The organism is Tropicimonas sp. IMCC34011 (genome assembly GCF_003390865.1).
Lineage (GTDB): Bacteria > Pseudomonadota > Alphaproteobacteria > Rhodobacterales > Rhodobacteraceae > Tropicimonas_B.
This window is the reverse complement of record NZ_QMEJ01000004.1, coordinates 499,248-524,131: the sequence shown is the minus strand read 5'-3', so window position 1 is coordinate 524,131 and position 24,884 is coordinate 499,248. Positions and strand designations below refer to the sequence as shown.

The 24,884-nt window shown below is 67.5% G+C and carries 21 protein-coding genes; 3 read left to right on the top strand and 18 right to left on the bottom strand.

Annotated features, from left to right (window positions below; genetic code table 11):
• Positions 1 to 309: 309 nt before the first annotated feature.
• Both DQG15_RS14455 and DQG15_RS18250 read right to left on the bottom strand, forming a co-directional pair.
• Positions 310 to 1,554 (bottom strand): GAF domain-containing sensor histidine kinase, encoded by a 1,245-nt coding sequence (locus tag DQG15_RS14455; RefSeq protein WP_232830860.1) that lies wholly within the window; start codon positions 1,552 to 1,554, stop codon positions 310 to 312.
• Between the two features lie 120 nt (positions 1,555 to 1,674).
• Positions 1,675 to 1,878, bottom strand: a complete 204-nt coding sequence (locus DQG15_RS18250; RefSeq protein WP_157969008.1) for a DUF1127 domain-containing protein — start codon at positions 1,876 to 1,878, stop codon at positions 1,675 to 1,677.
• A gap of 80 nt (positions 1,879 to 1,958) precedes the next feature.
• On the opposite strand from DQG15_RS18250, the gene DQG15_RS14450 reads away from it, so the two are divergent.
• Complete coding sequence (locus DQG15_RS14450; RefSeq protein ID WP_116086304.1) at positions 1,959 to 3,332, top strand: PLP-dependent aminotransferase family protein; 1,374 nt, start codon at positions 1,959 to 1,961, stop codon at positions 3,330 to 3,332.
• Positions 3,333 to 3,336: 4 nt separating this feature from the next.
• On the opposite strand, the gene ccoS is transcribed toward DQG15_RS14450, so the two are convergent.
• The 10 genes from ccoS to fnrL all read right to left on the bottom strand — a co-directional run bounded on the left by ccoS (position 3,337) and on the right by fnrL (position 13,801).
• Entirely contained in the window at positions 3,337 to 3,495 is a 159-nt protein-coding gene (gene ccoS / locus DQG15_RS14445) for a cbb3-type cytochrome oxidase assembly protein CcoS (protein ID WP_116086302.1), read from the bottom strand.
• Complete coding sequence (locus DQG15_RS14440; protein ID WP_116086300.1) at positions 3,492 to 5,633, bottom strand: heavy metal translocating P-type ATPase; 2,142 nt, start codon at positions 5,631 to 5,633, stop codon at positions 3,492 to 3,494. Before DQG15_RS14440 ends, ccoS begins: the two co-directional genes overlap by 4 nt.
• Positions 5,630 to 6,067: a FixH family protein gene (locus DQG15_RS14435; RefSeq protein WP_116086298.1), complete on the bottom strand. Its 438-nt coding sequence runs from the start codon at positions 6,065 to 6,067 to the stop codon at positions 5,630 to 5,632. Before DQG15_RS14435 ends, DQG15_RS14440 begins: the two co-directional genes overlap by 4 nt.
• Entirely contained in the window at positions 6,064 to 7,599 is a 1,536-nt protein-coding gene (locus DQG15_RS14430; RefSeq protein ID WP_116086296.1) for a cytochrome c oxidase accessory protein CcoG, read from the bottom strand. Before DQG15_RS14430 ends, DQG15_RS14435 begins: the two co-directional genes overlap by 4 nt.
• Before the next feature lie 145 nt (positions 7,600 to 7,744).
• Positions 7,745 to 8,917 (bottom strand): NAD(P)/FAD-dependent oxidoreductase, encoded by a 1,173-nt coding sequence (locus DQG15_RS14425; protein ID WP_116086294.1) that lies wholly within the window; start codon positions 8,915 to 8,917, stop codon positions 7,745 to 7,747.
• 190 nt (positions 8,918 to 9,107) lie between these two features.
• Positions 9,108 to 10,103: a cytochrome-c oxidase, cbb3-type subunit III gene (gene ccoP / locus DQG15_RS14420; RefSeq protein WP_116086292.1), complete on the bottom strand. Its 996-nt coding sequence runs from the start codon at positions 10,101 to 10,103 to the stop codon at positions 9,108 to 9,110.
• 5 nt (positions 10,104 to 10,108) lie between these two features.
• Positions 10,109 to 10,333, bottom strand: a complete 225-nt coding sequence (locus tag DQG15_RS14415) for a cbb3-type cytochrome c oxidase subunit 3 (RefSeq protein WP_116086290.1) — start codon at positions 10,331 to 10,333, stop codon at positions 10,109 to 10,111.
• 10 nt (positions 10,334 to 10,343) lie between these two features.
• On the bottom strand, positions 10,344 to 11,177 hold the full coding sequence (gene ccoO / locus DQG15_RS14410) for a cytochrome-c oxidase, cbb3-type subunit II (RefSeq protein ID WP_116086288.1): 834 nt from the start codon (positions 11,175 to 11,177) through the stop codon (positions 10,344 to 10,346).
• A gap of 7 nt (positions 11,178 to 11,184) precedes the next feature.
• A complete protein-coding gene (gene ccoN / locus DQG15_RS14405; RefSeq protein WP_116086286.1) occupies positions 11,185 to 12,786 on the bottom strand; it encodes a cytochrome-c oxidase, cbb3-type subunit I in 1,602 nt (533 codons plus the stop codon).
• Positions 12,787 to 13,060: 274 nt separating this feature from the next.
• A complete protein-coding gene (fnrL, locus tag DQG15_RS14400) occupies positions 13,061 to 13,801 on the bottom strand; it encodes a transcriptional regulator FnrL (RefSeq protein ID WP_116086284.1) in 741 nt (246 codons plus the stop codon).
• Between the two features lie 71 nt (positions 13,802 to 13,872).
• Here fnrL and hemN point away from each other — a divergent pair, with 71 nt between their 5' ends.
• Entirely contained in the window at positions 13,873 to 15,219 is a 1,347-nt protein-coding gene (gene hemN, locus DQG15_RS14395; protein WP_116086282.1) for an oxygen-independent coproporphyrinogen III oxidase, read from the top strand.
• Between the two features lie 32 nt (positions 15,220 to 15,251).
• Here the strand turns inward: hemN and DQG15_RS14390 are convergent, their stop codons facing one another.
• The 6 genes from DQG15_RS14390 to gmd form a co-directional block, all read right to left on the bottom strand.
• On the bottom strand, positions 15,252 to 16,586 hold the full coding sequence (locus tag DQG15_RS14390) for a sigma-54 dependent transcriptional regulator (RefSeq protein WP_116086280.1): 1,335 nt from the start codon (positions 16,584 to 16,586) through the stop codon (positions 15,252 to 15,254).
• A complete protein-coding gene (locus DQG15_RS14385) occupies positions 16,583 to 18,442 on the bottom strand; it encodes an ATP-binding protein (RefSeq protein ID WP_116086278.1) in 1,860 nt (619 codons plus the stop codon). Before DQG15_RS14385 ends, DQG15_RS14390 begins: the two co-directional genes overlap by 4 nt.
• Positions 18,443 to 18,529: 87 nt before the next feature.
• Positions 18,530 to 19,936 (bottom strand): FAD-binding oxidoreductase, encoded by a 1,407-nt coding sequence (locus DQG15_RS14380; protein WP_116086276.1) that lies wholly within the window; start codon positions 19,934 to 19,936, stop codon positions 18,530 to 18,532.
• Between the two features lie 95 nt (positions 19,937 to 20,031).
• A complete protein-coding gene (locus tag DQG15_RS14375) occupies positions 20,032 to 20,634 on the bottom strand; it encodes a helix-turn-helix domain-containing protein (protein ID WP_232830867.1) in 603 nt (200 codons plus the stop codon).
• Positions 20,635 to 21,183: 549 nt separating this feature from the next.
• Entirely contained in the window at positions 21,184 to 22,149 is a 966-nt protein-coding gene (locus DQG15_RS14370) for a GDP-L-fucose synthase (RefSeq protein ID WP_116086272.1), read from the bottom strand.
• Complete coding sequence (gmd, locus tag DQG15_RS14365; protein WP_116086270.1) at positions 22,146 to 23,261, bottom strand: GDP-mannose 4,6-dehydratase; 1,116 nt, start codon at positions 23,259 to 23,261, stop codon at positions 22,146 to 22,148. Before gmd ends, DQG15_RS14370 begins: the two co-directional genes overlap by 4 nt.
• A 237-nt stretch (positions 23,262 to 23,498) precedes the next feature.
• On the opposite strand from gmd, the gene DQG15_RS14360 reads away from it, so the two are divergent.
• Complete coding sequence (locus DQG15_RS14360) at positions 23,499 to 24,875, top strand: polysaccharide biosynthesis/export family protein (protein ID WP_232830866.1); 1,377 nt, start codon at positions 23,499 to 23,501, stop codon at positions 24,873 to 24,875.
• The last annotated feature ends 9 nt before the right edge of the window (positions 24,876 to 24,884 follow it).

Here is a 24,884-nt window from a genome sequence, read left to right as displayed (position 1 = left end):
CCCGCCGCGCCTGTTGACGGGGACTCTCCCATGCGGATACCCCTTGTTTTACTGAGGCAGAGCGCCGAGGTGAGGCCTGTAACGAGAACACAACCCAAGAGTGACCGATCTCCTGGGCACCAGTTCTCTCTCATTTTCAGTGAAAAGTTTTGATTCCGGGGCGGCGTCCCCCGACTCGCTCTTCACGTTGAAGCTGTGAGGGGGGCGAGGAGCTGCGTCTGCCGCAGCTCCGGCGATTGGTGCGGCGCCGAGGGTGACCCTTCCTGACCGTTGTCCCGGGATCGAGCGCACGCGATGGCGCTCATTTCTTCAGTCCCCGATCTTCGTTTCCGGCATCTGTGTGCGCCAGACTGGCAGGCGGATGATGGCGCGGGTTCGATCCGGCTCGGCGCGGACTTCGAATTCGCCGCCATGCAATTCGACCAGCTTGCGGGTCAGGGGCAGGCCGAGGCCGAGGCCGCCGCGCGTGTCACGGTTGTCGATATTGCCGCCGACGACGAAGGGGGCGTAGAGCCTGGCAAGATCGACGTGATCGCCGATACTGCCGCTGTCGCAGACATCGATCTCGATATGTCCGCCATCGACCTGGCGCGCGCCGACGGTGACGTCCGCGCCGCCATGGTTAATGGCATTGAGGATCAGCGCGTCGAGGGCGAGCCAGATCTGATCGGGGTCGAGGTAGATCCGCGCATCGATCGAGTCGTCCGCAAGGGCAACGGTCTTGATCGCCCCATCCTTCCCCGGCAACTGCATCGCGGCAACTTCGTCCAGAATGTCGCTCAGGTCGCAATGGCGCTCGTTGAGGCGCAGTTCGCCGGTCGAGGCATCGCTGAACGCGATGATCGTCTCGACGAGCTTGATGATGTGGTCGACGGACTTGCGCGCTCCGGTGAGCAGCTTCGGATTCGCCCCCTTCCCGAGCGTGAGCTCCAGCAGCTGAAGGCTCCCGAAAAGAATCGTCAGCGGCGTCCGGAGTTCATGCCCGATGAGCGCGATGAAGGTGGATTTCGCGACCTCGTCCGACCTGTGCGCGGTGGTCTCGGGCGGTCTGGCTTCGAGCGCGGCGACAACGGCGCGGCCAAGCTCGGTCAGAATGGAGAGCTCCCGCTCGGATGGCGGGTCGTGGGGCACAAGATCGATGCCGCAGAGGGAGCCGAAGCGGTGCCCGGACGAAAGAATGAGGGGAACGCCGGCATAGTACCGCGCCTGTGGCCCGCCCTCGGCGACCATCGGGTGGGACGCGAAGCGGGGATCCTTGCTGAGGTCGGGGACGACCATCGGCTGGTCCGACATGATCGTGTGGGCGCAAAAGCCTGTATCCCGCGGCATCGGACCGAGATCGTATCCGACGACGGACTTGTACCACTGCCCCTCGTCCTCGACGATGCTGATATGCGCGAGCTGGCATCCCAGAAGCTCGCGTGTCGCCCGGCAGATCGAATCGAAGAGTGCCTCGTTCTGCGCTGTCAGTCCCGGAATGCCGAGAAGCGAACGGAGGCGGGCCTCTTCGTTGAAGGGGATGGGATAGGTTCGAATCGTCAGTCTCGCAGGCATACGAACGGGAAGCGGGCATCGAGCGTTGCTCCATCCGGAGCAGTCCCGTCTGCCTGTCGCCATACTGCTAGCGCGACTGTATGCAACTGTCTACTGCGCCGAACGCCGTAACCATGGTTTTCACGGGCGCCAGAAGGGTTTGGAACACTCCGTGCGCATGTCGATCTCGTCGATGCCCATATCGTGAAGCCGATCGAGGGGAAGGTCCTCCAGCCTGCGGCGCATCTGCCAGCGGGCGTGCCAGGTGCGCAGCCGCTCCAGAAGACTGGGTTCCGGCGGGATCGGGGCATAGGTCGCCCGGCGTGAAACGTTTTGATGTGCCATTTTGTATTGATACAATTTAGGATTAGGGTACAATACACGGATACAATATCTCCCAATCCAATTGGAACGGTTTCATTGTCATGGATACAATTTCGTTGTCGGATCATGGCCGGGGCCCCAAATACCTGGCGCTGGCCGATGCGATCCGGGAGAGGATCGAGACCGGTGCGCTGACGCCCGACGCGAAGTTGCCTCCTGTCCGGGAACTGGCATGGCACTTGGGCATCACGCCCGGCACCGTGTCCCGCGCTTATTCATGCCTGACCGAGGAAGGGCGTCTCGTGGCGCGGGTCGGCAGCGGAACGTTCGTTGCTCCGCGCCATTCCGAAGAACCGCCGCCGCTCGTCGCCACCCCCCTGCGGGGAGAGGCGAACCTGCGCAGCTCCGTCATTCCCGAGGTCGGTCAGGCAGCGCTCATAGGCGCGGCGATGGCTCGGGTCGGGGCGTCCCTGACGGCGGAGATGGTGGAGTATCCCCGACGGGCGGACGAGCTTGAGGTGATCGACGCGTTGCTCGCCTTCCTGCCCCGCACCCAGACCGGGCCCGCGTCGCGCGAGGACGTGGTGGTGACGGCGGGTGCGCAGCATGCGCTCCACGTCGCGGCGGAGACGCTCCTGCGAGGTCGGCGGCGGACGCTCATCGTGGAGGAGCTGTCCTATCCCGGCTTCCGCAATGTCGGCGCGCTGGCGCAGGCGAAGGTGCTGTCCATACCGATGGACCAGGAGGGGCCGTCGGCCGAGGCGCTCGACGCGATCTGCGCCCGATCGGGCCCCGCCGTCTTCATGACGTCCTCCCGCCTTCACAATCCGACACTTGTCCGCAGCAGCGCATCGCGCCGGGCGCGGATTGTGGAGATTGCCCGCGCCCGCGATCTGCACATCGTGGACGACGATACGTTCTCCTTTGGCGAGGACGAGGTCTCGGGCTACCGCGATCTCGCGCCCGAGCGGGCCTGGCACGTCGCCTCGCTGTCGAAATCCATCAGCCCGACGCTTCGCTTCGGCTCCCTCATCGCGCCGGTCGGCTGGGGCAACCAGGCGCTGACGGTGGCGCAACAGCAGATGTACGGCCTGTCGGGGCTCATCCTGCGGGTGGTGCTGGACCTGTTCCGGAGCGGGGAGGCGATGCGGATCGCCGCTGACGTGCGGGCGGCCTGCAACCGCCGGGTCGCGATGGCGCGCGGGATCTTCGGCGAGGGACCGGTCTACGACGCGGACACGCCCTTCATCTGGCTGCCCCTCCCGTCCCATTGGCGCGCCTCGTCCTTCAGCGCGGCCTGCGCGGAAAGGGGCGTCCTCGTGAAGCCGTCCGATCAGTTCGCCGCCGCGGACGGGGCGGCTCCGAACGCGGTTCGCGTCTATCTCAACGGCCGGCTGAGCGATGCGTGGCTCGCCGAGGCGCTCGGCAAGGTGGCGGACCTGATGGCGCGGCCGGTCATGGGGGTCGAGCCCTGAGGCGTCAGCCCGCCGGATCGTCGTCGTATCGCTCGTCGAGGATCCGGGCGCGGTCGCCGTCCGGATCGTCATATTGCGAGGCGCGCATGGTCCAGACGAAGGCGGCCAGTCCGAGAATGCCGAGCGAGACGGAGACCGGGATGAGGATGGCAAGGACGTTCATGCCAGCTTCCTCGCCGCATTGAGCGACACCGTCAACGAAGACGCGGACATGGCGAGCGCGGCGATCAGCGGGGTCGCGTGACCGGAGAAGGCGAGCGGCACGGCCACCACGTTGTAAAGACCGGCCAGAGCAATGTTCTGCTTCATCCGGACCGTGCTGGCGCGGGCGGTCGCGAGGAGCGTCGCGATGGGTTCGAGGCGATCCGAGAGCAGCACCACGTCCGCGAGACTGCGCGCCGCTTCGAGGGCGGAGCCGGGGGAGAGGGCGGCATGCGCGACGGAGAGCGCGCCGGTGTCGTTCAGGCCGTCTCCGATCATCAGCGTCCGGCGGCCCTCCGCGGCGCGCGCCTCGAGCCAGGCTGCCTTCTCCTCGGGCGTCATCCGCCCCTTGGCGGTCTCGATGCCGAGGCGCGTGGCGACGCGGGCGACCGCGGCGGAGGCGTCGCCCGAGAGAAGGGCGATGTCATAGCCGTGGGCCTCCAGCATGCGCAGGCACTCTTCGGCATCGGGGCGCGGCTCTTCCTCGAAGGTGAAGAGGGTGACGTGCGAGCCGTCGCCGAGGGCAACCCCATCGGGATCGGCGTCGCCCGGTCCGGCCCAGTCCGGCCGCCCGAGGCGGACGCGGCGCCCGCCCGAATGGCCTTCGACACCGCGGCCGGCGACCTCCGTCACATCCTGAACCGGGGCCGGCTCCAGGCCTCTTTCCGCGGCGGCCGCGACAATGGCGCGGGAATAGGGATGGTTCGATCCCTGCGCGAGGCCCGCCGCGAGGGACAGCGCCGCAGGGTCCGGCTCGCCGCGGAGCCGCGCGGCGCCGGTCGTCAGCGTGCCCGTCTTGTCGAATACCACGAGGTCGATCTCCGATAGCCGCTCCAGCGCGGTGCGGGATTTGACGAGGAGGCCCAGCTTGTAGAGGCGCGCGGTCGCGACCGTGGAGACGGCGGGCACGGCGAGCCCAAGCGCGCAGGGGCAGGTGATGACGAGGACGGAGATCGCGACATCGAGAGCGCGCCACGCATCTCCGGTGAGACCGAGCCAGAGCAGGAACGCGGCGGCGCCGAGGATGTGGACGACGGGCGCATAGGCGCGCGCGGCGCGGTCGGCGATGCCGGCATGACGGGAGCGCTGCGCCTCCGCCGTGGCCACGAGATCGGTCAGGCGACTGAGCGCGGTCTCCCGCCCGGCCCGCACCACGCGGATGTCGAGCGGCCCGGTGAGGTTCACCTCGCCCGCCGCGACCTCTTCCCCGGGTCCGACCCGACCGGCCTTCGATTCGCCGGTGAGGGCAGAGCGGTCGAGATCGCTGAGGCCACTCGTCACCACCCCGTCCGCCGGCAGCCTGTCCCCCGGCCGTGCGCGTATCATGTCCCCCGGAGCGAGGCTCTCGGCCCTCACGATCCGCTCGGCGCCGCCTTCGAGGAGGATCGCCTGGGACACGTCGAGCGCGGCGAGTTCCGCCGCGGCGGACCGGGCTGCGTTGCGCCCGGCATGGTCGAGATACCGCCCGATGAGGAGGAAGAAGGTCAGCGCCAGCGCCGCGTCGAACCAGCCGTGCTGCTCACCGCCGAGAAGGGCGCTCGCGAGGGAGACGAGAGCCGCCAGCGCGATCGCGAGCGAGATCGGAACGTCCATGTTCAGTCGGCCACGGGAGAGGGCCGTGAGCGCCGAGGCGAAGAAGGGACGGCCGGAGAAGGCGACGGCGGGCAGGGCGATGGCAGCCGAGATCAGGTGGAAGAGCCGCTCCGTAGCGCCGGCTGCGCCGGACCACACGGCGACGGACAGGAGCATCACGTTCATCATCGCGAACCCGGCCACGCCGATCCGCATGAGAAGATCCCGTCCCTCGTTCCCCTGCCGCCCGAGGCGCCCTGTATCGAGCTCCTGCGCCCTGTGTCCGGCGCCGGCGAGCGCCTCGATCATGGGGCCGGGCGTGATGTTCGCCCCGGCGATGAAGACGCGGCGCAGGGTCAGGTTCACCCGCGCCTCCCGGACCTCCGGAAGCCGCCCGAGCGCATCTTCCACCGACGCGATGCAGCCCGCGCAATGGATGTCGGGCAGGTGCAGGACGACATCGGGATCGGCGTCCCGCGTCGCCGCCCTTTCCGGCAGGGCAACGCAGGCGGGGCAGGCGGCTGTCATGGCGCGACCCGGAGCTTCAGCCGGCGCGTAAAGGCGGTGCCGTCCGGCGCCTCGGCCTCGACATCCAGCCGCCAGAGACCCGGCTCCAGCTCCACCCTCCAGCTGTCGCGGCCCTCGAACCGGCGGGCGAGGTCATCCCGCCCCTCGGTGGGCCGGCCGACGGTCAGAAGGGCAGGGCTCGTCACCGGCACGCCCGCCGCATCGCGGAGCGCCACGCTCAGGACGCCTCCGTCGTAGTCCGCGACGAGGTCCCAGGCGAGCGCCTCCTGCGCGGCCTTGCGGTCGTCGAAGCTCTGGCTCGCGACGTAGGAGTTCGCGACCTCGAGGCCCGGAAAGGTCCGCACGGCGTTGTAGGCAAGGGCCAGGTTCACCCCGATGATCACCCCGAAGGCGCCGATAAACAGTGCAAGAACCTTGCGTCCCGTCAGGGTCATCGGGTGCCCCTCCCGTTGAATGTGGTGGGAGCGGAGGCGCGCTCCCCGGAGATGTCGTCCATGATCCAGATCCGCAGATCCGTCGTATCGCCACCGGCGGCCTCCGCGCCTGCCGGTGCCGTCACGTAGACGCGCGTGAGGGCCTGTGCATCCGCCGGCACCTCGACGCTTGTTCCCGCAACGCCTTCGACGCTGAGCGACAGGTCGGAGGAGGTCGTCACGCCGAGCGTGAAATCACGCGGCTCGCCGTGCTTGTTGCGCAGGCGCACGTCATAGGCATTGCGGACGGCGCCATCCGAGAGGGTCACGAAGGTCGGATTGCGCACGGGCGCGACGGTGAGTTCGATATCGGGGCGGATGAAGAGCGCGAAGACGAGGGCAAGGCCGATCCCGCCCCAGAGGGCGAAGTAGACGATATTCCGCGGCCTGAGGACGTGACGCCAGACGGAGCGCGGTGCGCGTCCCTCCCGCTCCGCCGGGGCGTCGGCCAGGGCGATATAGTCGATCAGACCGCGCGGGCGGCCGATCTTTCCCATGACCTCGTCGCAGGCATCGATGCACAGCGCACAGGTGATGCAGGCCATCTGCTGTCCGTCGCGGATGTCGATCCCCATGGGGCAGACGTTCACGCAGGCATTGCAGTCGATGCAGTCCCCGGGGGCGTTGTCCGGAATCGGGCCGCCGACGCCCGTCGGCATCCCCGGCATCGGGATCGCGGGGGAGCGCCCGCCGATCTGCGGCCCGGCGGCCCGGGTGGTCGTTTCCGCCGCTTCGGTGACGGCCCGGCGCCGCAGGCCCTTCCCGCGCGGCTCCCCCCGCCATTCGCGATAGGCCACGGTCAGCGTGTCTTCGTCCATCATCGCGCCCTGGATGCGGGGCCATGGGCAGGCATAGATGCAGATCTGTTCCCGCATGAAGCCGCCGAAGGTGAAGGTCGTCGCCGTGAGAAGCGCGATCGCGGACCAGGCGGCGGGGTGGGCGTTCAACGTCACGAGATCCCGCGCCAGCGTCGGCGCATCCGTGAAGTAGAAGACCCACGCGCCCCCGGTCGCCACCGAGATGAGGAGCCAGATCGTCCACTTCGTCAGGCGGAGCCGCCATTTGCGGGCGCTCCAAGGCGCCTTGTCGAGCCTCATCCGGGCATTGCGATCCCCCTCGACCCACCGTTCGACGAGGATGAAGAGGTCCGTCCAGACGGTCTGCGGGCAGGTATAGCCGCACCAGACCCGGCCGAGCGCCGCGGTGAAGAGGAAGAGGCCGAGCCCCGCCATGACGAGAAGGCCGGCGACGAAGTAGAATTCGTGCGGCCAGATCTCGATCCAGAAGAAGTAGAAGCGTCGGCCCGCCATGTCGACGAGCACCGCCTGGTCCGGCAGGTCCGGCCCGCGATCCCACCTGATCCACGGGACGAAATAATAGATGCCGAGCGTGACCGCCATGATCTGCCACTTGAGGCGGCGGAAGGGACCGGAGACCCGTTTGGGGAAGATCGGCGCGCGCGCGGCGTAGAGGGAGTCGGAATTGGTCGCCATGACACTTTCGTCCTGTTCGCGCGCCCTGTTCGCAGAGCAGGGGCCGCAGCGCCTTGACGTGGATCAAAGGGCGGAAGGAGGTGCCGGGCCGGGCAGTCACATGAATGAGAGGTGCCGTGGGATGGTCGCGGCTTGGCTTTCCCGTTCAGCGGCCGAGCTTCTCCGCGGCGGCCTGTCCTGCGGCCCAGCCCGAAGCCCATGCCCACTGGAAATTGTACCCCCCGAGCCAGCCGGTGACGTCGACCGCCTCGCCGATGGCATAGAGCCCCGGAACCGACTTCGCCTCCATCGTACGGGAGGAGAGCGCATCGGTCGAAATGCCGCCGGCGGTGACCTCGGCCTTGGCGAACCCCTCGGTCCCGGTGGGATGGAACGTCAGGGCCTGGAGTTCGCCGGCGACGCGCGCGATCTCCTTGTCGGACGTATTGCCCATCTCGGTCTGCAATCCGATGCGCGCGGCCAGGACCTCGGCCAGGCGGTTCGGAAGATGCTCGCTCAGGACGGACCGCAAATGGACGCGGGGGGAGAGCCGCCGCGCCTCCCGCAGGACCTCCTCGGCATTGTCCAGAAGGTTGAGCATCACCGGCGCGCCGGGCGTCCAGTAGGAGGAGGCCTGAAGAATGGCGGGGCCCGAAAGTCCGCGATGTGTGAAAAGCGCGGCCTCGGAAAACGCGGCTCCCCCGGCCGATGCCGTGACGTGGGACGACACGCCCGAAATGTCCCGGAAAGCCTGTGCGTCCTCCCCGAGGGTCAGGGGAACGAGGGCGGGCCGCGGCGTGACGACGGTAAGGCCGAAGCGCTCCGCAATCCGGTAGGCGATCCCCGTCGCGCCCATCTTCGGGATCGACGGGCCGCCGGTGGCGATGATCAGTTGCGGGGCTGAGGCGCCGGCGACGCGGAAGAGCCCGTCCCCGTGGCCGATGTCATCGATCTTCGCCCTTAGGCGCAGCTCGACGCCTCCGGCGGCGCATTCATCAAGGAGCATCGCCACGATCTGTCGGGCGGAGCCATCGCAGAAGAGCTGCCCCAGGGTCTTTTCATGCCAGGCAATCCCGTGGCGCTCAACCAGCGCGAGAAAGTCCCACTGGGTGTAGCGCACGAGCGCGGACTTGCTGAAATGCGGGTTCTCGGAGAGGAAGTTCTCCGCTTCGGTGCCCGTATTCGTGAAGTTGCACCGGCCACCGCCCGAAATCAGGATCTTCTTGCCGGCCTTGTCGGCGTGATCGAGCAGGAGCACGCGGGCGCCGGCTTGCCCCGCCGTCGCGGCGGCCATGAGGCCCGCGGCCCCGGCTCCCAGTACGATAAGATCATGTGTCATGCCGGTCCTCTACGATCCCCGGCCGGACAAGAAAACGGTGCGTTGCCCCCCGCGCGCCTTCGCCGCCCCACCGGACGGCCCTGGGCGGTACAAAAAAGCGGCACCCGGATAATCCGAGCGCCGCCAGTCCGAGCGCGCCGCTCCCGCCCGATTTTGCGCGAACAGGGAAGGCAGGAGCGACGTTTTGCGCTCAGTCCGTACCGCTCGCCTCCTCGGGGAACGGAACCTCATCCGGATCGGACGGATCGCCGCCTGTGCGGCCGGCGCCCTCGGGCACATCGCCCTCGCCGATCTGCTCCTCGACATTCGTTTCGGAGCGCGGCTCGCCCGCCTCGCCGCCACCGAGCTGGTGGACATAGGCCGCGAGGGCACGAACATTCGCCTCGCCCAGACGCTCGCCCCAGGGCGGCATGACGCCATAGGGCCCGCGGGAGATGGTGTCCTCGAGCGAGGCGAGATCGCTGCCATAGAGCCAGATCGCGTCCGTCAGGTCGGGCGCGCCGATTTCCGGGTCGCCCTGCGCATCGTCGCCGTGACAGGTCGCGCAGTTGTCCGCGAAAAGCTGCCCCGCGGGGCCGGAGAGCGGGTCCGCGCCGTCCGGCAGGCTCTGGACGTGACGGGCCAGTCCGGCAATCTCTCCCTCGGTCAGCATCTCGCCGAAAGCCGGCATCTGGGAGAAGCGTGCGTCGGGGTCTTCCTCGTTCCGTATGCCATGCCGGATCGTGTGGGCGATGTCCTCGATGCGTCCGCCCCAGAGCCAGTCGTCGTCGAGCAGGTTGGGATAGCCGATGGCCCCCGCCGCGCCCGAACCGTGGCATTGCGAGCAATTGTTGCGGAAGAGCGCCGCACCGGCCTGAACGGCGTAATTCTGGAGCTCCTCGTTGTCGCGGATCATGTGGACATCGACGGAGAGCAGCCCCTCGCGATATTGCTGCTGCCCTTCGTCGATCTGCGCGATGTCGCGGGCGACCTCGCCGCGGGTGGACCAGCCGAGAACACCTTGCGTCGCACCGGAGACCAGGGGCCAGGCGGGGAAGAAGATGGTGTAGATCACCGCGAAGAGGACGGTGGCGTAGAACGTCCAGAGCCACCAGCGCGGCAGCGGATTGTTCAGCTCCTCGATCCCGTCCCAATTGTGGCCGGTGGTCTCGGTGCCGGTGACGTCGTCGATGCGTTTCTCGCTCATTTCACTCACTCCGCCTTGTTGCGACGGGTCCCGTCGCAGGTCCTGCCCGAGGCTGCCGCCGGCAGAAGCCGCTCCGCTTCGGGGGAGAAGATCGAATGGGCAGCGTCGTCGTGCAGGGGACGGCTACCGGGCCGCCAGGCCCAGAGGATCGCGCCGACGAAGAAGAGGAAGAGCACCAGGAGGGCCCAGCTGTCGGCAAAGTGGCGCATTATGCTGTAGGTATCGTTCATGATCCTGTCCTCAGCGGCTGTCGTCGGCGGTGAAGGTCGAGAAATCGACCAGGGTGCCGAGCATCTGCAGGTAGGCGATCAGCGCATCCATCTCGGTCAGCTCGGGCTGGCCATCGAAGTTGCGGATCTGGGCGCCGGGATAGCGTTCCAGGAGGCCGTCCCAATCCCCGAAGGGTTCGACCTGGACGCGGAAGTCGGCCGCCGCGTTTTCGATCATCTCCTCGGTGTAGGGCACGCCGACGAAGGCATGGGTCCGCAGCAGGCTCTCGATATGCTCGGGCGTGATGCGCGTGCGGGCGAGGTAGTCGTATTTCGGCATGATGCTCTCGGGCACGACCGACTGCGGGTCCACCAGGTGATCGACATGCCACTCGTCCGAGTAGCGCCCGCCCACGCGGGCGACGTCCGGCCCGGTCCGCTTGGACCCCCACTGGTGCGGGTGGTCGTACATCGATTCCGCGGCGAGGCTGTAATGGCCGTAGCGCTCCACCTCGTCGTGCATCGGCCGGATCATCTGGCTGTGGCAGTTGTAGCAGCCCTCGCGGATGTAGATGTCCCGCCCCGCCAGCTCGAGCGGGGAGTAGGGGCGGACGCCCTCCACCTCCTCGATGGTGTTCTCCAGCCAGAAGAGCGGTGCGATCTCGACGATCCCGCCGATGGTGACGACGAGGAACGAGAAGACGAGAAGCAGCGTCGCGTTGCGCTCGATGATCCCGTGCCTGTCGAGCAGCTTGGTATGGTGCGGCAGCTCGTTGGGGATGGAGCCGTCGCGGGCCGCGTCCTTCAGGGTGACGGTCTTGGGATCGCGGTCCGGATCGGGGATCTGGTCGTTATGCTTGGTCATCTTGAGATCACTCCGCGGGAATGGCGGTATCGGGAGCACCCTCACGGGCGGGAGCGGCGCGGATGGTCATCCACATGTTCCAGACCATGACGAGCGCGCCGGTGAGGTAGAGGCCGCCCCCCGCGGCGCGAACCACGTACATCGGGAACTTGGCGGCGACGGTGTCGGCGAAGGAGTTGACGAGGAAGCCCTGGGCATCGACCTCGCGCCACATCAGGCCTTCCATGATCCCCGAGACCCACATCGACGCCGCGTAGAGAACGATGCCGATCGTCGCGAGCCAGAAGTGCCAGTTGATCGCGGAGATCGAGTACATCCGGGCCCGGCCCCAGAGACGCGGGGTCAGGAAGTAGAGACAGCCGAAGGTGATCAGGCCGTTCCAGCCGAGCGCACCCGAATGCACGTGGCCGATGGTCCAGTCGGTGTAGTGCGACAGCGAGTTGACCGCGCGGATCGACATCATCGGCCCCTCGAAGGTCGCCATGCCGTAGAAGGCGAGCGAGGCCACGAACATGCGGATGATCGGATCGGTGCGGATCTTGTCCCAGGCGCCTTCGAGCGTCATCAGGCCGTTGATCATGCCGCCCCAGCTGGGCATCCAGAGCATGATCGAGAACACCATCCCGAGGGTCGAGGCCCAGTCAGGCAGCGCGGTATAGTGCAGGTGGTGCGGACCCGCCCAGATGTAGAGGAAGATCAGCGCCCAGAAGTGGATGATCGAGAGCTTGTAGCTGTAGATCGGGCGGTTCGCCTGCTTGGGGACGAAGTAGTACATCATCCCCAGGAACCCGGCGGTCAGGAAGAAGCCCACGGCGTTGTGGCCGTACCACCACTGGGTCATCGCGTCCTGCACGCCCGAGAAGACCTGAACCGACTTGGAGCCGAGGATCGAGACGGGGATGGAGATGTTGTTCACGACATGCAGCAGCGCCACCGTCACGATGAAGGCGAGGAAGAACCAGTTGGCGACGTAGATGTGCGGCTGGCGGCGCTTCACGATCGTGCCGAGGAACACCGCGAGATAGACCAGCCAGACGATGGTCAGCCAGATATCCACGTACCATTCGGGCTCGGCGTATTCCTTCGACTGCGTGGCGCCGAGGAGATATCCGGTCGCGGCCAGGACGATGAAAAGCTGGTACCCCCAGAACACGAACCAGGCCGAGTTGCCGCCCCAGAGCCGTGCCGCGGAGGTTCGCTGCACGACGTAGAACGACGTCGCGATGAGGGCGTTGCCGCCGAAGGCGAAGATCACGGCCGAGGTGTGCAGGGGACGCAGCCGGCCGAAATTCGCATAGCCCTGGGACCAGTCGAAATTCAGGGCGGGAAAGGCGAGCTGGAGCGCGATGAACACGCCGACGAGAAAGCCCGCCACGCCCCAGAAGGCGGTGGCGATGACACCGGCGCGGATGGGGCCGTCCATGTAGCCCGAGATGTCCACCACGGGGCGGACCTCCTCGGCACGACGAAGCTCCCACAGGAAGAGCCCGCCCGCGACGAGCATCACGAGTGCTCCGTGAACCCGGTAGGCCAGATCGTGGCCCTGATCGGCTGCGATTGCCGCCAGGAGCGCGATCACGGCCAGTCCTGCCAGCCTCAGATACGGCATGTTTCTTTCCCCATACTGCCCTCGGAAGCCGGGACGGAATCGCCCGGCCGGTCGTCCGGGGTCCTCTGACAGTCCCGTGAGGGGGCCGCCTTGATGTGGATCAAACCGGCGGGGAGAGGGGGGAAATGCAGCGAAGCGGCCATCGGGCCGCGGTCCGGGTGCCGTTCATGTCAGGATGTGGATGTCGCTCGGGGGTTCTGATGCCACGCCGCCGCGAGCATCATGTCGCGTGCCGGGGCGCAGTCTCTTTTACGTGCCGAACGGTGGGGCGCCCTCAGGCAACGATCCCGCCGTCGTCGTCCTCGCCGGCTTCGAGGGCCAGCTTCTCGAAGTCCGGAATGCGGATGGCGCGGAGGGAGGGCGTCTCGATGAGTCCCGCCTTGCGAAGCGCGGTGATCTGGCGGCTCGTCGTCTCGATGGTGAGGCCGAGGTGGTCCGCGATGGCCTCGCGGGAGAGCGGCAGGCTCAGCATCGTCGTCCGCGCGGGCTGGCGGCCGCCATCGGTCTGCGCCTGCCGCCGCGCGAGGCTGACGAAGAAGGCCGCGACCTTTTCCCGCGCCGTCATGCGGCCGAGCACCACGGCCCATTCCCGCGCCACGTCCAGCTCGTCCAGCGTCATCATCAGAAGGCGTGCCGCGATGTGCGGCGTGTCCTGCACCATGCGCTCGAAGGTCCGGCGTTCGAACCGGCAGAGCGTCACCTCCGACGCCGCCTCCACATCGTAGATGGAGCATTCCCGCCCCGGACGGCCGATGAAGTTCGACGGCAGAAGAAGGCCCACGGTCTGCCGCCGGCCATCTTCCAGCGTCCGCGACATGGTCGCGCAGCCCGTGATGATGGAGCTCAGATGCGTGAGCGGCTCGCCGGCGGAGGCGATGGTCGCCCCCGCGGGAATCGTCATGTAGCTCTTGGATCTTTCCAGCATGGCAAGTTCCGCCGCGTCGCATTCGGCGCAGACGGCATTGTGCCGGATCGGGCAGTCGTCACAGCTGCTTATGCGGTCAATCTTGCTCATATGGGGGGGATACGCACTGACTTGACGTGGATCAATGCGCCTCTTTGTCCGTCTCGGCATCTGTCCGCCGCATGACACATCATCCGCTCCGCACCGCCCTGCTCGATTCCCGCGTTCCGCGCTACACGAGCTATCCGCCGGCCAACAGGTTCTCAGCCTCGGTTGGACCCGAGACCGTGGACCGCTGGCTCCGAGCGCTGCCGGACCGCGACGAGGTGTCGCTCTACGTGCATGTGCCGTTCTGCCGTCGCCTCTGCTGGTTCTGCGCCTGCCGCACGCAGGGCACCCGCACCGACGCGCCGCTCGATCGCTATCTCGACCACCTCGCGATGGAGATCCCGGCCGTGCGCGGACGCCTGCCGGAGCGGCTCGGCATTTCAGCGCTGCACCTCGGCGGCGGGACGCCGACGCTGCTGTCGCCGGAGCGGCTGGACCGTCTGGCCGCGATGCTGCGCGGTGCGTTCGGCGCGATGGAGGACGCGGAAGTCTCGGCGGAGATCGACCCCTGCGAATGCGACGATGCCCGGCTGGATGCGCTGGCCCGGCTCGGCCTCTCCCGCGCCTCCATCGGGGTGCAGGATTTCGATCCCAAGGTGCAGGCGGCGATCGGGCGGGAACAGCCGGCGGACATAACGCGCGCCGTGGTCGAGGGCCTGCGCGCAAGGGGCACGACATCGGTCAACTTCGACCTGCTCTACGGCCTGCCGTACCAGACCGAGCCGGGGATCCTCGCGACGCTCCGCACCATGCTAGAGATGCGCCCGGACCGGATCGCTCTCTACGGTTATGCGCATGTCCCGTGGATGGCCCGGCGCCAGCGGCTGATCCCCGAGGACGCGCTGCCGGGGGCGGAGGAACGCCTCGCGCTCGCCGCGGCCGCGCGGGAGGTCCTGACGGCCGAGGGGTACATCGCCGTCGGCATCGATCACTACGCCTTGCCGGGGGAAGCGCTGGCCGTCGCGGCTGAGCGGGGCGAGGTGCGCCGCAACTTCCAGGGCTACACGACTGACAGGGCGGAAACCCTGATCGGGTTCGGCCCCTCCGCCATCTCCCGCTACCGCGACGGCTTCGCCCAGAACGCCCCGGCCACGGGGGACTGGCAGCGTTCGGTCGCGGAGGGGATTCTGCCGACGGCTCGGGGCTACGCGATGGACGACGCGGACAAGCTGACCGCGGAGGCCATCGAGCGGCTGATGTGCGATGGGCGGGTCGACCTCTCCACCCTCGCCGCACGCCACGGTCAGCCTGACGAGGGGCTCCTCCGTCGCGCCGCCCGCTCCATCGCGGACCTGCCGGGCATCGGGACACTTGAGGGCGGCGTACTGACGGCCTCCTCCAGTCTCTACCTGCGCCTCCTCGCCGCGCGGCTCGACCCGTGCTTCGCCCCGGATGCCGGTCGGTTCAGCATGGCGAGCTGACTTGAAGTCGCGCAGGCCGCGGAGGTTCGACGTCAGCCTTCGAAATCCTGTCGCTTCAGGCCGTGGCGCTGCATCTTCTCGTAGAGCGTCTTTCGCGCCAGACCGAGGGATTCGTAGGTCGCCTTGAGATTGCCGCCGGTCGAGGCGAGGGCGGCGGCGATGGTGTCCCGCTCGAAGGCCTCGACCTGATCGGCAAGCGTTGTGGCCGCGCGCGCGCCCGCCGCGGGATCGCCGTCGAGGCCGAGGACGTGGCGCTCGGCGGCGCTCTTGAGTTCGCGCAGGTTTCCGGGCCACGGGCGCTGCGAGACGGCGATCATCGCCCCGGGCCCGGTCTGGGGCGCCTCCCGCCCGAAGCGGTCTGCGGCCTCCTGGATGAAACGCTGGTAGATCCGTGCGATGTCCCCCGCCCGCGCGCGCAAGGGCGGAAGGCGCAGGGTCACGGGGTTCACGCGGTAGAGCAGATCGTCCCGGAAGGTGCCGGCCTCCACCAGGTCTTCAAGCGGCTGGCGGCTCGACGCGACGAAGCGCAGGTCCAGCTCGACCGGTTCGGCCGCGCCAAGAGGCAGAATCGCCCGCTCCTCGATCACCCGCAGGAGCTTGGCCTGAAGCGACAGGGGCGCCGAGCCGATCTCGTCGAGATAGACCGTCCCACCGCGCGCGTGCTCCAGCCGGCCGGTGCGTGCCCTGACGGCACCGGGGAAGGCGCTGGCCACGTAGCCGAAGAGCTCCGCCTCCACGTGTTCGGCCGGCAGCGCGGCGAGGTTCAGCGCGACGAACGGACCGCCCGGACGGTCCGAGAGGGCATGGATCGCGCGCGCTACCGCTTCCTTCCCGGTGCCCGTCTCGCCGGTGACGAGAACGTCGAGCGTGGTTCCGGCGATGGTCCGGACCTTTCGCCGAAGCTCGGCGATATCGGGAGCGTGGCCGAGGATCATGTCGTCGAGGGGATCGGCGGCGGGCGCGGCCGCCCTGGCCCGGAGGCCCCGTATCTCCATTGCCATACGCCGCTTTTCGAGGGCGCGCCGGATGGAGGAGACGAGGCGGTCGCTCGCGAAGGGTTTCTCGATGAAATCGTAGGCGCCCTTGCCGAGCGCCTCCACCGCAAGCGGCACGTCCCCATGACCGGTGATCAGGATGACCGGGAGGGCGGGGTCGATCTCAAGCGCCGCCTCCAGAAGGTCGATCCCGCTCATGCGGGGCATTCTGATGTCGGACACGACGACACCGTCGAAGCCCGGCCCGATCCGGTCCAGCGCACGCTCCGGCCGGGCGAAGGTCGTCACGTCGAAGCCGCCGAGCTCGAGCGTCTGCTCAAGCGAGACTCGGATATCCTCCTCGTCGTCGATCAGGATCACCGCTCCGCTCATTCCGCGGCCTCCTGTGCGGACGCCTCGGCGCGGCGCAGCGTGACAATCATCCGGGCACCGCCCTCGCTTCGGTTTTCCGCCTGCATCGTGCCACCGAAATCCCGGACGATGTTGTAGGAGATCGAGAGGCCGAGGCCGAGCCCCTTGCCCACGTCCTTCGTGGTGAAGAACGGATCGAAGATGGAGTCGAGTGCCGCGTCCGGAATGCCGTGACCGTTGTCCTCGACGATCATGGCGACCTCCTCGCCCCTCGGCTCGAGCCTGATGGCGATGACGGGAGGGCCGGAGGGTGAGGCGTCGAGTGCATTGCCGACGAGATTCATCACCACGTGCTGAAGCCGCACCGCCCCACCGAAGACCTGCATGTCCGTCCGCCCCTCGACCGTCACGCGCGCCTCCGCCCGCTCGATCCGGGCGGACAGCAACGCCAGCGCCTCCGCGATCACCGGTCCCACGGTCACCGGGGAAACGCCGTCCGGCGAGCGGCGGGCGAAGCGGGTGAGATGCTTGGAAAGCTGGGCCATGCGTTCCGTCAGGCGCAGGACGCGGCCGAGGTTTTCCGCGGCCCGATCACCGCGCCCGGCCTCGAAGAAGGCGATGGCGTTCTCGGAGTAGGAGCGGATGGCGGTCAGCGGCTGGTTGAACTCGTGGCTGAGGCCGGCGGACATCTGGCCGAGGGCTGCGAGTTTCCCCGCCTGGATGAGCTCGCTCTGCGTCCGCCGCAGTTCCGCCTCCGCCGCGCGCCGCTCGGCGACCTCCGCCTCCAGACGCTCGTTCGCCCGCGTCAGGTCCGCGGTGCGCAGCGCCACGCGTCGCTCGAGCGCGTCCCGCGCCCGCTCCCGCTCCCCCAGACGCTCGATCAGTCTCCGCCGCCGCTGAAGCGCCAGCGCGATGAGCGCCGAAATGGCAATCGCCGCCGCGGCGAGCGCGAGCGCAGCCGTCCAGAACTGCCGGTTCAGACCGGTCGCGTCGTAGAGCAGATGCAGCCGCCAGTCCCGGCTCGGCAGCGCGCGGGAGAGGTGCAGGTAGGAGCGCTGGTCCTGGCTTGCGTTCGGTGCGGGGGCCCGCACGACCGGGTATTCGCCGCCGAGCCATGACCCGGCGGGTTCGATCGGCGCGGGCGTTACCGCGGACAGGGCGAACTTGCGGGTTTCCTCGATCCGGGCGCGGTCGGTTTCGTCGATCTCCCCGAGGGCCGTGAGCCGCAGGGCCGGATTGCCGGAAAGGATGATGATCCCCGCCTCGTCCGTGACGAAGACGGGATGTGCCGTGTCGCGAAGCGTCCGCTCCAGCGCATCGATGGTGATCTTCACCACGAGCACCCCAAGGATCGCATCCCCTTCTCCGACAATGGGGGCGGAGAAGTAGTATCCTCTGAGGCCCGACGTCGTCCCCAGCCCGAAGAACTCCGCCGGCTCGCCCGCCATCGCGTTCTTGAAGTAGGGACGATAGGCGAAGTTCCGGCCGACGAAGCTGACCTCGCCGTTCCAGTTGGACGCCGCAAGCGTGGTGCCGTCCGGTGCCATGACATACGTGTCCGACGAGCCGGCAAGGCGGTTCCATGCCTCGAGTTCGAGGTTCAGTGCCCTGAGATCCCCCGGCGCCCGGCTTTGCTCCATCGCCGCGATGACGCGCGGATCTCTGGCGTAGATCGGCGCAAGGGCGCTGTACCGGGCAAACCAGGTCTCGATGGTTTCGGACACGCGCTCCACCGTCGCCGAACCATCCTCGACCGCTTCCTTCCGGAAGACATGGGAGAGCAGCAGGAGGGACGCTCCGGCGACAAGCGCGATCAGCACGGCAAGGGGCAGGGCGGGCGTCCCCCCGATCCCGCGAAGTCGCGCCGCCTGCTTCATCGATAAAGTCCGCCCCCCTGAGATCAGGGAAAGGAGCCTAGCGGCGCCGGGCGGTCCCGTCGAGATCAGGCATGGCGGGCAGCGGGCCTACCCGTCGCCGGGCACGATCACGCCCGGGTTCATCAGCCCCTCGGGATCGAGCGCGGCCTTGATCCGCGCCATCGCCCGGCGTTCCGTTTCGCTCCTCAAGCGGTCCGCAAGAGCGATCTTGGAGCGGCCGAGGCCGTGCTCCGCGGCGAAGCTTCCGCCCATGCGTTCAGCCAGGGCGCCAATCTCCTCGCCCAAGCGCTGCGCCGTATCGCCGAAGTCGTTCGACCCCTCCGGCGGACTGAGATTGTAGTGCACGTTCCCGTCGCCCAGATGCCCGAACGGGTTGATCCGCACCCCCGGCAGGGCCGCCTCGCAGATCCCTTCCGCCTCTTCGAGGAACGCCGCGAGCCGCCCGGGCGGGACCGAGATGTCGTGCTTGAGCTGCTTGCCCTCGAGGCGCTGGCCCTCCGGCTGCTCCTCCCGCAGGCGCCAGAAATGCGCGCGCTGGGCTTCCGACATCGCGAGGGCTCCGTCCGTCACGTGGCCGGCCTCCATTCCGCTCTCCAGCGCCGCTTCGAGGATCTCGGAGAGCGGCACCTTCTCGGACCCGCAGGTCAACTCCACGAGCAGATAGAACGGTGCCCGGCTGTCCAGCGGCAGGTCCACACCCGAGACGTTGCGCAGAACCAGCTCCATCCCGGTCTCGCAGAAGAATTCGAGGCCGGTGACGAACTCCCCCGCCTCCCGCCGCAGGGCCGTTCCGAAGGCGATCAGCGAGGCTGCGTCGGGCAGGGCGAGCAGCGCGGTTTCGGTGCGGGCGGGCGCGGGATGGAGCCGCAACACGGCTTTCGTGACGATCCCGAGCGTCCCCTCGGCGCCGCAGAAGAGCTTGCGGAGCTGATAGCCCGCATTGTCCTTCTGGACCGCGCGGAGGCCTGACCAGACACTGCCATCCGCCAGCACCGCTTCGACACCGAGGACGAGGTCCTGCATCATGCCGTAGCGCGCGGCGTGGCTGCCGCCGGCATTGGTGCCGATGAGGCCGCCGATGCGAGCCGACCCTTCGGCGCCCAGATGCAGCGGAAAGATCAGTCCCGTCCCGTCGAGTGCGGAATGCAGGTCGGACAGCACGGCGCCGGCCTCGACCTCGATGCATCCGGCATCCGCATCCGCCTCGCCGATCCGTGTCATGCGCTCGAGGGTCAGGATCACGGCGCCCGCCTGCCCCGCCACCGCCGCGCCGCAAAGGCCGGTATTGCCGCCCTGTGGCACGATGGGAACGCCGGCCTCGGCGCAGGCGGCGACGATTCCGGCGACCTCCTCGGTCGAGGCGGGGCGCGCGATGCCGAGCGGTCTCTCCCCGAACCGGTCCAGCCAGTCCCGCGTGCGGCCGCCGGCCTCGTCTGCGGCGAGCCAGCCTCCGCGGCCGAGCGTTTCCGAAAGCCGCGTCTGCAGATCGTTCATACCGTCACTCCCTGGCATCCTGCCGGGATAGATAGCGGGCAGGGGCGGGAGGGTAAAACGCTGCGTCCCGGGACGGCGATAGGGCGCGCGAAGCCCTAGCGGCGCTCCGCGTTCACCCAGACGGTGCGGGCCGGCGTTTCGCCATGATTCCGGATCGTGTGCGGCCGGTCGAACGCGAATGAAATCAGATCGCCTTCCTCGAGGACGTGACTTGTGCCCTCGATATCGATCGTGAGCGTGCCCTCGATGACGAAGCCATGCCCGACGACGCGCTGACGGATCGGAGCCGGCCCGGTGGACGTGCCGGGGGCGTATTCGTCGACCGAAAGGCTGATGCCGGTCGCATGATCCTCCCTCATCATGCGTCGCATCACCTGCTCGGGCAGGACGACGGGCTGCACGTTCCTGTGGCGCACCACGAGATCGCCGGCGTGGTCGTCCGTCGCCATCAGCTCGGAGATTCTCACACCGAGCGCTTCGCCGACGACGATGAGGGATCCTATGGAAGGAGAGGTGAGGCCGCGCTCCACGAGGCTGAGCATCGAGGCACTGACACCGCTCGAGGCGGCCAGCTGCTGAAGCGTCATGTCACGGGACTTGCGCAAGTAGCGGATCCGGCGGCCGATCGCGGCGAGCATGCGTGCCGTGGTTTCGTCCTGGCGCGTGACATCCGAAGTTTCCGGATCGATGTCGTCCATCTTCTTCACGCCGATCGCTCTCGATTGAATGTCTCGCGCATCCCGGACCCTTCCATAATGGAGTTCCAATTTCTGTCAATGATCAGGAGAATTGAAGGCCTGATTGGTGGAATAATGCCGGATCAGGTCACGCGTTCCGTCCAAGGCCGGATTGGGCGTGGTCGCGCGGCATCTGCCGGTTTCGGCCGGCGCGTTGGCATGAAAGAAATTGATTCAGGTCAAGGCGCTCGCAGCGCTCCAAGGTATTGGAAAATGGCTAAAACAGTATCAGGCGATGAATGAGAAGGCGCCCGGCCCGGACCAATGAACTATCGCGGGGCGCCCCTTTTCAGGAGTGAACTTCAATTCGGTCTTCGTGAGTTTGTCCAGCGCCGGCTCATTTCAATGCGCGCAAATCGGTCGTGCTCGGGGTGTGGGGGGAAAGGCGACGCAGTGATCGCCTTCCTCCCGCATTTCCGTCGAGAAGTCGGAGCCCTGTGACAGGGCAGGTTCTGAATACAAGGGAGCAGCTAACGACGGCGGCGATATCGGGCCGCCGGCTGTATCCCGTTACGCTCTCAAGGCGTCTGCGTCCTGAGCGCTCAGGAACCACGCATATGTCTCACGCACGCCGTCTTCGAGCGATGTTCTCGCGGTCCAGCCGAGGCGGGAGAGGCGGCTGACGTCCATGAGCTTTCGCGGCGTGCCGTCCGGTTTGGCCGTGTCGAAACCGATCCGCCCCTCATAGCCGGTCACCTCGGCGACGAGGCGGGCAAGCTCGGCGATGGAAATGTCCTCGCCGGTGCCGACGTTGATGTGGCTGAGCATGGGATCGGTTTCTGCCGCGTAGGTCTCGTCCGAAAGCGCCATGACGAAGAGGGACGCGGCCGCCATGTCATCCACGTGCAGGAACTCCCGGCGCGGTGTGCCGGTGCCCCAGATCGTGACCTCCTCGCGACCATCGCGCACGGCTTCATGGAAGCGGCGGATGAGGGCGGGCAGGACATGGGAGTTCTGCGGGTGAAAGTTGTCGCCCGGGCCGTAGAGGTTCGTCGGCATGACGGATCTGTAATCGCGGCCATGCTGGCGGCTGTAGCTTTCGCACAGCTTGATCCCGGCGATCTTGGCGATGGCGTAGGGCTCGTTCGTCGGCTCCAGCCTGCCGGTCAGAAGCGCGTCCTCCGCCATGGGCTGCGGCGCGAGGCGGGGGTAGATGCACGAAGAGCCGAGAAAGAGAAGTCGCTGGACCCCGGCCTCGTGGGCCTGGTGAATGACGTTCGCCTCGATCATCAGGTTCTCGTAAATGAAGTCGGCCGGATAGGTGTCGTTGGCATGGATGCCGCCCACCTTCGCCGCGGCGAGGATCACGGCGTCCGGTCTCTCGCTTTGCATGAAGCTGCGGACGGCAGATTGGTCGGCAAGGTCGAGCTCGGCATGGGAGCGGGTGAGCGGCTCCGTTCCGCGCGCGCGAAGCTGCCGCAGGATTGCCCCGCCCACCATGCCGCGATGCCCGGCGAGGAAGATGCCGCCGCTCATTCGACCGCCACCGGCAGGGCGTACCCGTGCTCCTTCAGAAGCGCGTGGCGGCGGGCCGTCAGAAGATCCGAAGCGACCATCTCCGAGCACATCTCGCGGGCGGTGATCTCGGGCTCCCAGCCGAGCAGCGTTCTCGCCTTGGAGGAATCGCCGAGCAGCGTCTCCACCTCGGCCGGGCGGAAGTACTGGGGATCGATCCGCATCACGACGTCCCCCGGCGTCACGGACGGCGCATCTTCGCCGGTCACGTCCGTCACCACCGCATGCTCCTCGATCCCCTCACCGCGGAACTCCAACGTCATGCCCAGCTCTTCTGCCGACCAGCGGATGAACTCGCGGACGGAGTACTGCTTTCCGGTGGCGATGACGAAGTCGTCGGGACTTTCCTGCTGAAGCATCATCCACTGCATGCGGACGTAATCCTTCGCGTGGCCCCAGTCCCGGAGCGAGTCGATGTTGCCCATGTAGAGGCAGTCCTCGAGCCCTTGCGCGATATTGGCGAGGCCACGGGTGATCTTGCGGGTGACGAAGGTCTCGCCGCGTCGCGGGCTCTCGTGATTGAAGAGGATCCCGTTGCAGGCATAGAGACCGTACGCCTCCCGGTAGTTCACGCAGATCCAGTAGGCATACATCTTCGCCACCGCGTAGGGGCTGCGGGGGTGGAAGGGGGTCGTCTCGGTTTGCGGCGTCTCCAGCACCTTGCCGTAGAGCTCCGACGTGGACGCCTGGTAGAAGCGCGTCGTCTTCTCCAGGCCTAGGAAACGAATGGCTTCCAGCAGCCGGAGCGTGCCAAGCCCGTCCACGTCGGCGGTGTATTCCGGCGCCTCGAAACTGACGGCGACATGGGACTGCGCCGCGAGGTTGTAGACCTCATCCGGACGGATCTCCGACATCAGGCGGATCAGGTTGGAGCTGTCCGACAGGTCCCCGTAATGCAGCTTGAGCTTCGGATTGGGCTCGTGGGGATCCTCGTAGATGTGGTCGATCCGCTGGGTGTTGAACGAGGAGGCGCGGCGCTTGATGCCGTGAACCTCGTATCCCTTTTCAAGCAGGAACTCCGCAAGGTAGGAGCCGTCCTGCCCGGTGATGCCGGTGATGAGTGCGCGCTTCACGTGGGCTCCTGCAGCTGGGGTCGGTTGGGCCAAGGGATACTGAGCCGGTGATGGCCGAGGGGAGGCTGCGCGTTCAAGCGAAAACGGCGGCACCGCGCACGGCAGGATTGAAATGAAGCAACACGCGGCGCCGCCCGGGGGACCCTCGGCCCTGTCAGGGTTGCAAAGCGACGTGGCGTGCCGAACATGAGCGCAACAAAGTTGAGCATGTTCGATATGCGAGGGGAGAGCGGAATGATGAAGCGCGCGATGCGGCCGATCCTGATGGTTGCAGCGGCGGCGGCCCTTGCAGGGTGCGGCGTCATCTACAACTCACCACAGGTCGGACGCGGCTTCGCCGGCGACGATACGGCTGTGCGCGTCGTTCCGATCACTCCGCAGACAGTGCTCGCGGCGAACCGCTCCACGTATCAGCCGAAACAGTTGCCCGCTGCCTTCAGGCAGACCGCCGGCACCTCCGCCGCGACGGGTCCCGGGCTCGGCGCGCTTCCGCCCCCGATCTTCCGTCCCGAGGACCGGCCGGGCGAACTCGCCCTCCGCGTGCCCCCGGAAGCGCAGGAGCAGCCTTATCGCATTGGCGTCGGAGACGTGCTTCTTCTTGCGACTCCGACCGGCTCCTCCGTCGAACAACTCTCCGGCCTCCTCGCCGCGCAGAACAGCCGGCAGGGATACACCGTGCAGGATGATGGCGCGATCGCGGTGCCCGATGTCGGCCGAATCAGCGTGTCCGGCATGACCGTGCCCGAAGCCGAGGACCGGGTCTTTCAACGGCTGGTCGAGGCGCAGATCGACCCGACGTTCAGCCTCGAGATCGCCGAATTCAACTCCTCCCGCGTGTCTCTCGGCGGGGCCGTTTCGAACCCGGGCGTGATTCCGATCACCCTGACGCCGCTGTATCTCGAGGAAGCGCTCGCCAATGCAGGCGGCGTGACGGCGCAGGACGTGGACTATGCTTCGGTGCGGATCTACCGCGACGGGCAGATCTACCAGATCCCGGTCAACGACCTCTATGCGAGCGACCAGCTCCGCCGCATCAAGCTGCTCAAGGGCGATGCGATCTTCGTGGACGATACCTACGATCTCGCTCAGGCGCAGGCTTACTTCGAAGAGGTCATCACCCGCAGCCAACTTCAGCAGAACGCGCGGACGCAGGCTCTGGCGGAGCTCAATTCCGCCGTCGGCTTTCAGCGTGCCGCGCTCGCCGAGCAGAGGGGCAATTTCACGGCCCGCCAGTCCCTCGGCGCGGAGCAGCCCGACTACGTCTATCTCGCGGGGGAGGTCCAAACCCAGAGCCGCTTCGCCATGCCCTACGAAAACGACACCACGCTCGCCGATGCGCTCTACGAGCAAGGCGGCTACTCGAACCAGACGGGCAACTCGCGTCAGATCTACGTGCTGCGCGGCTCTGCCGATCCGCGGGACTTCGCCGCCGTGACGGCGTGGCATCTCGACGCCACCAACGCAGCCAACTTCGTGCTGGCGACACGGTTCGAGCTCAGGCCGAACGACGTGATCTTCGTGGCCGAGCAGCCCGTGACGCGCTGGAACAGGGCGATCTCCCAGATCCCGCCGGCGATCCTCAACCCGGTCAATCGGGCCATCAACGATACCTGATGCAGAGCT

Coding starts and splice junctions, on each gene's coding strand:
- ccoS (WP_116086302.1), bottom strand. CDS start 3,495: ATGAACGTCCTTGCCATCCTCATCCCGGTCTCCGTCTCGCTCGGCATT.
- ccoO (WP_116086288.1), bottom strand. CDS start 11,177: ATGACCAAGCATAACGACCAGATCCCCGATCCGGACCGCGATCCCAAG.
- DQG15_RS14440 (WP_116086300.1), bottom strand. CDS start 5,633: ATGACAGCCGCCTGCCCCGCCTGCGTTGCCCTGCCGGAAAGGGCGGCG.
- DQG15_RS14425 (WP_116086294.1), bottom strand. CDS start 8,917: ATGACACATGATCTTATCGTACTGGGAGCCGGGGCCGCGGGCCTCATG.
- DQG15_RS14385 (WP_116086278.1), bottom strand. CDS start 18,442: ATGAAGCAGGCGGCGCGACTTCGCGGGATCGGGGGGACGCCCGCCCTG.
- DQG15_RS14455 (WP_232830860.1), bottom strand. CDS start 1,554: ATGCCTGCGAGACTGACGATTCGAACCTATCCCATCCCCTTCAACGAA.
- ccoP (WP_116086292.1), bottom strand. CDS start 10,103: ATGAGCGAGAAACGCATCGACGACGTCACCGGCACCGAGACCACCGGC.
- ccoN (WP_116086286.1), bottom strand. CDS start 12,786: ATGCCGTATCTGAGGCTGGCAGGACTGGCCGTGATCGCGCTCCTGGCG.
- DQG15_RS14430 (WP_116086296.1), bottom strand. CDS start 7,599: ATGGCGACCAATTCCGACTCCCTCTACGCCGCGCGCGCGCCGATCTTC.
- DQG15_RS14390 (WP_116086280.1), bottom strand. CDS start 16,586: ATGAGCGGAGCGGTGATCCTGATCGACGACGAGGAGGATATCCGAGTC.
- DQG15_RS14360 (WP_232830866.1), top strand. CDS start 23,499: ATGAAGCGCGCGATGCGGCCGATCCTGATGGTTGCAGCGGCGGCGGCC.
- DQG15_RS14450 (WP_116086304.1), top strand. CDS start 1,959: ATGGATACAATTTCGTTGTCGGATCATGGCCGGGGCCCCAAATACCTG.
- DQG15_RS14375 (WP_232830867.1), bottom strand. CDS start 20,634: ATGGACGACATCGATCCGGAAACTTCGGATGTCACGCGCCAGGACGAA.
- DQG15_RS14415 (WP_116086290.1), bottom strand. CDS start 10,333: ATGAACGATACCTACAGCATAATGCGCCACTTTGCCGACAGCTGGGCC.
- DQG15_RS14370 (WP_116086272.1), bottom strand. CDS start 22,149: ATGAGCGGCGGCATCTTCCTCGCCGGGCATCGCGGCATGGTGGGCGGG.
- hemN (WP_116086282.1), top strand. CDS start 13,873: ATGACACATCATCCGCTCCGCACCGCCCTGCTCGATTCCCGCGTTCCG.
- DQG15_RS14435 (WP_116086298.1), bottom strand. CDS start 6,067: ATGACCCTGACGGGACGCAAGGTTCTTGCACTGTTTATCGGCGCCTTC.
- DQG15_RS14380 (WP_116086276.1), bottom strand. CDS start 19,936: ATGAACGATCTGCAGACGCGGCTTTCGGAAACGCTCGGCCGCGGAGGC.
- DQG15_RS18250 (WP_157969008.1), bottom strand. CDS start 1,878: ATGGCACATCAAAACGTTTCACGCCGGGCGACCTATGCCCCGATCCCG.
- fnrL (WP_116086284.1), bottom strand. CDS start 13,801: ATGAGCAAGATTGACCGCATAAGCAGCTGTGACGACTGCCCGATCCGG.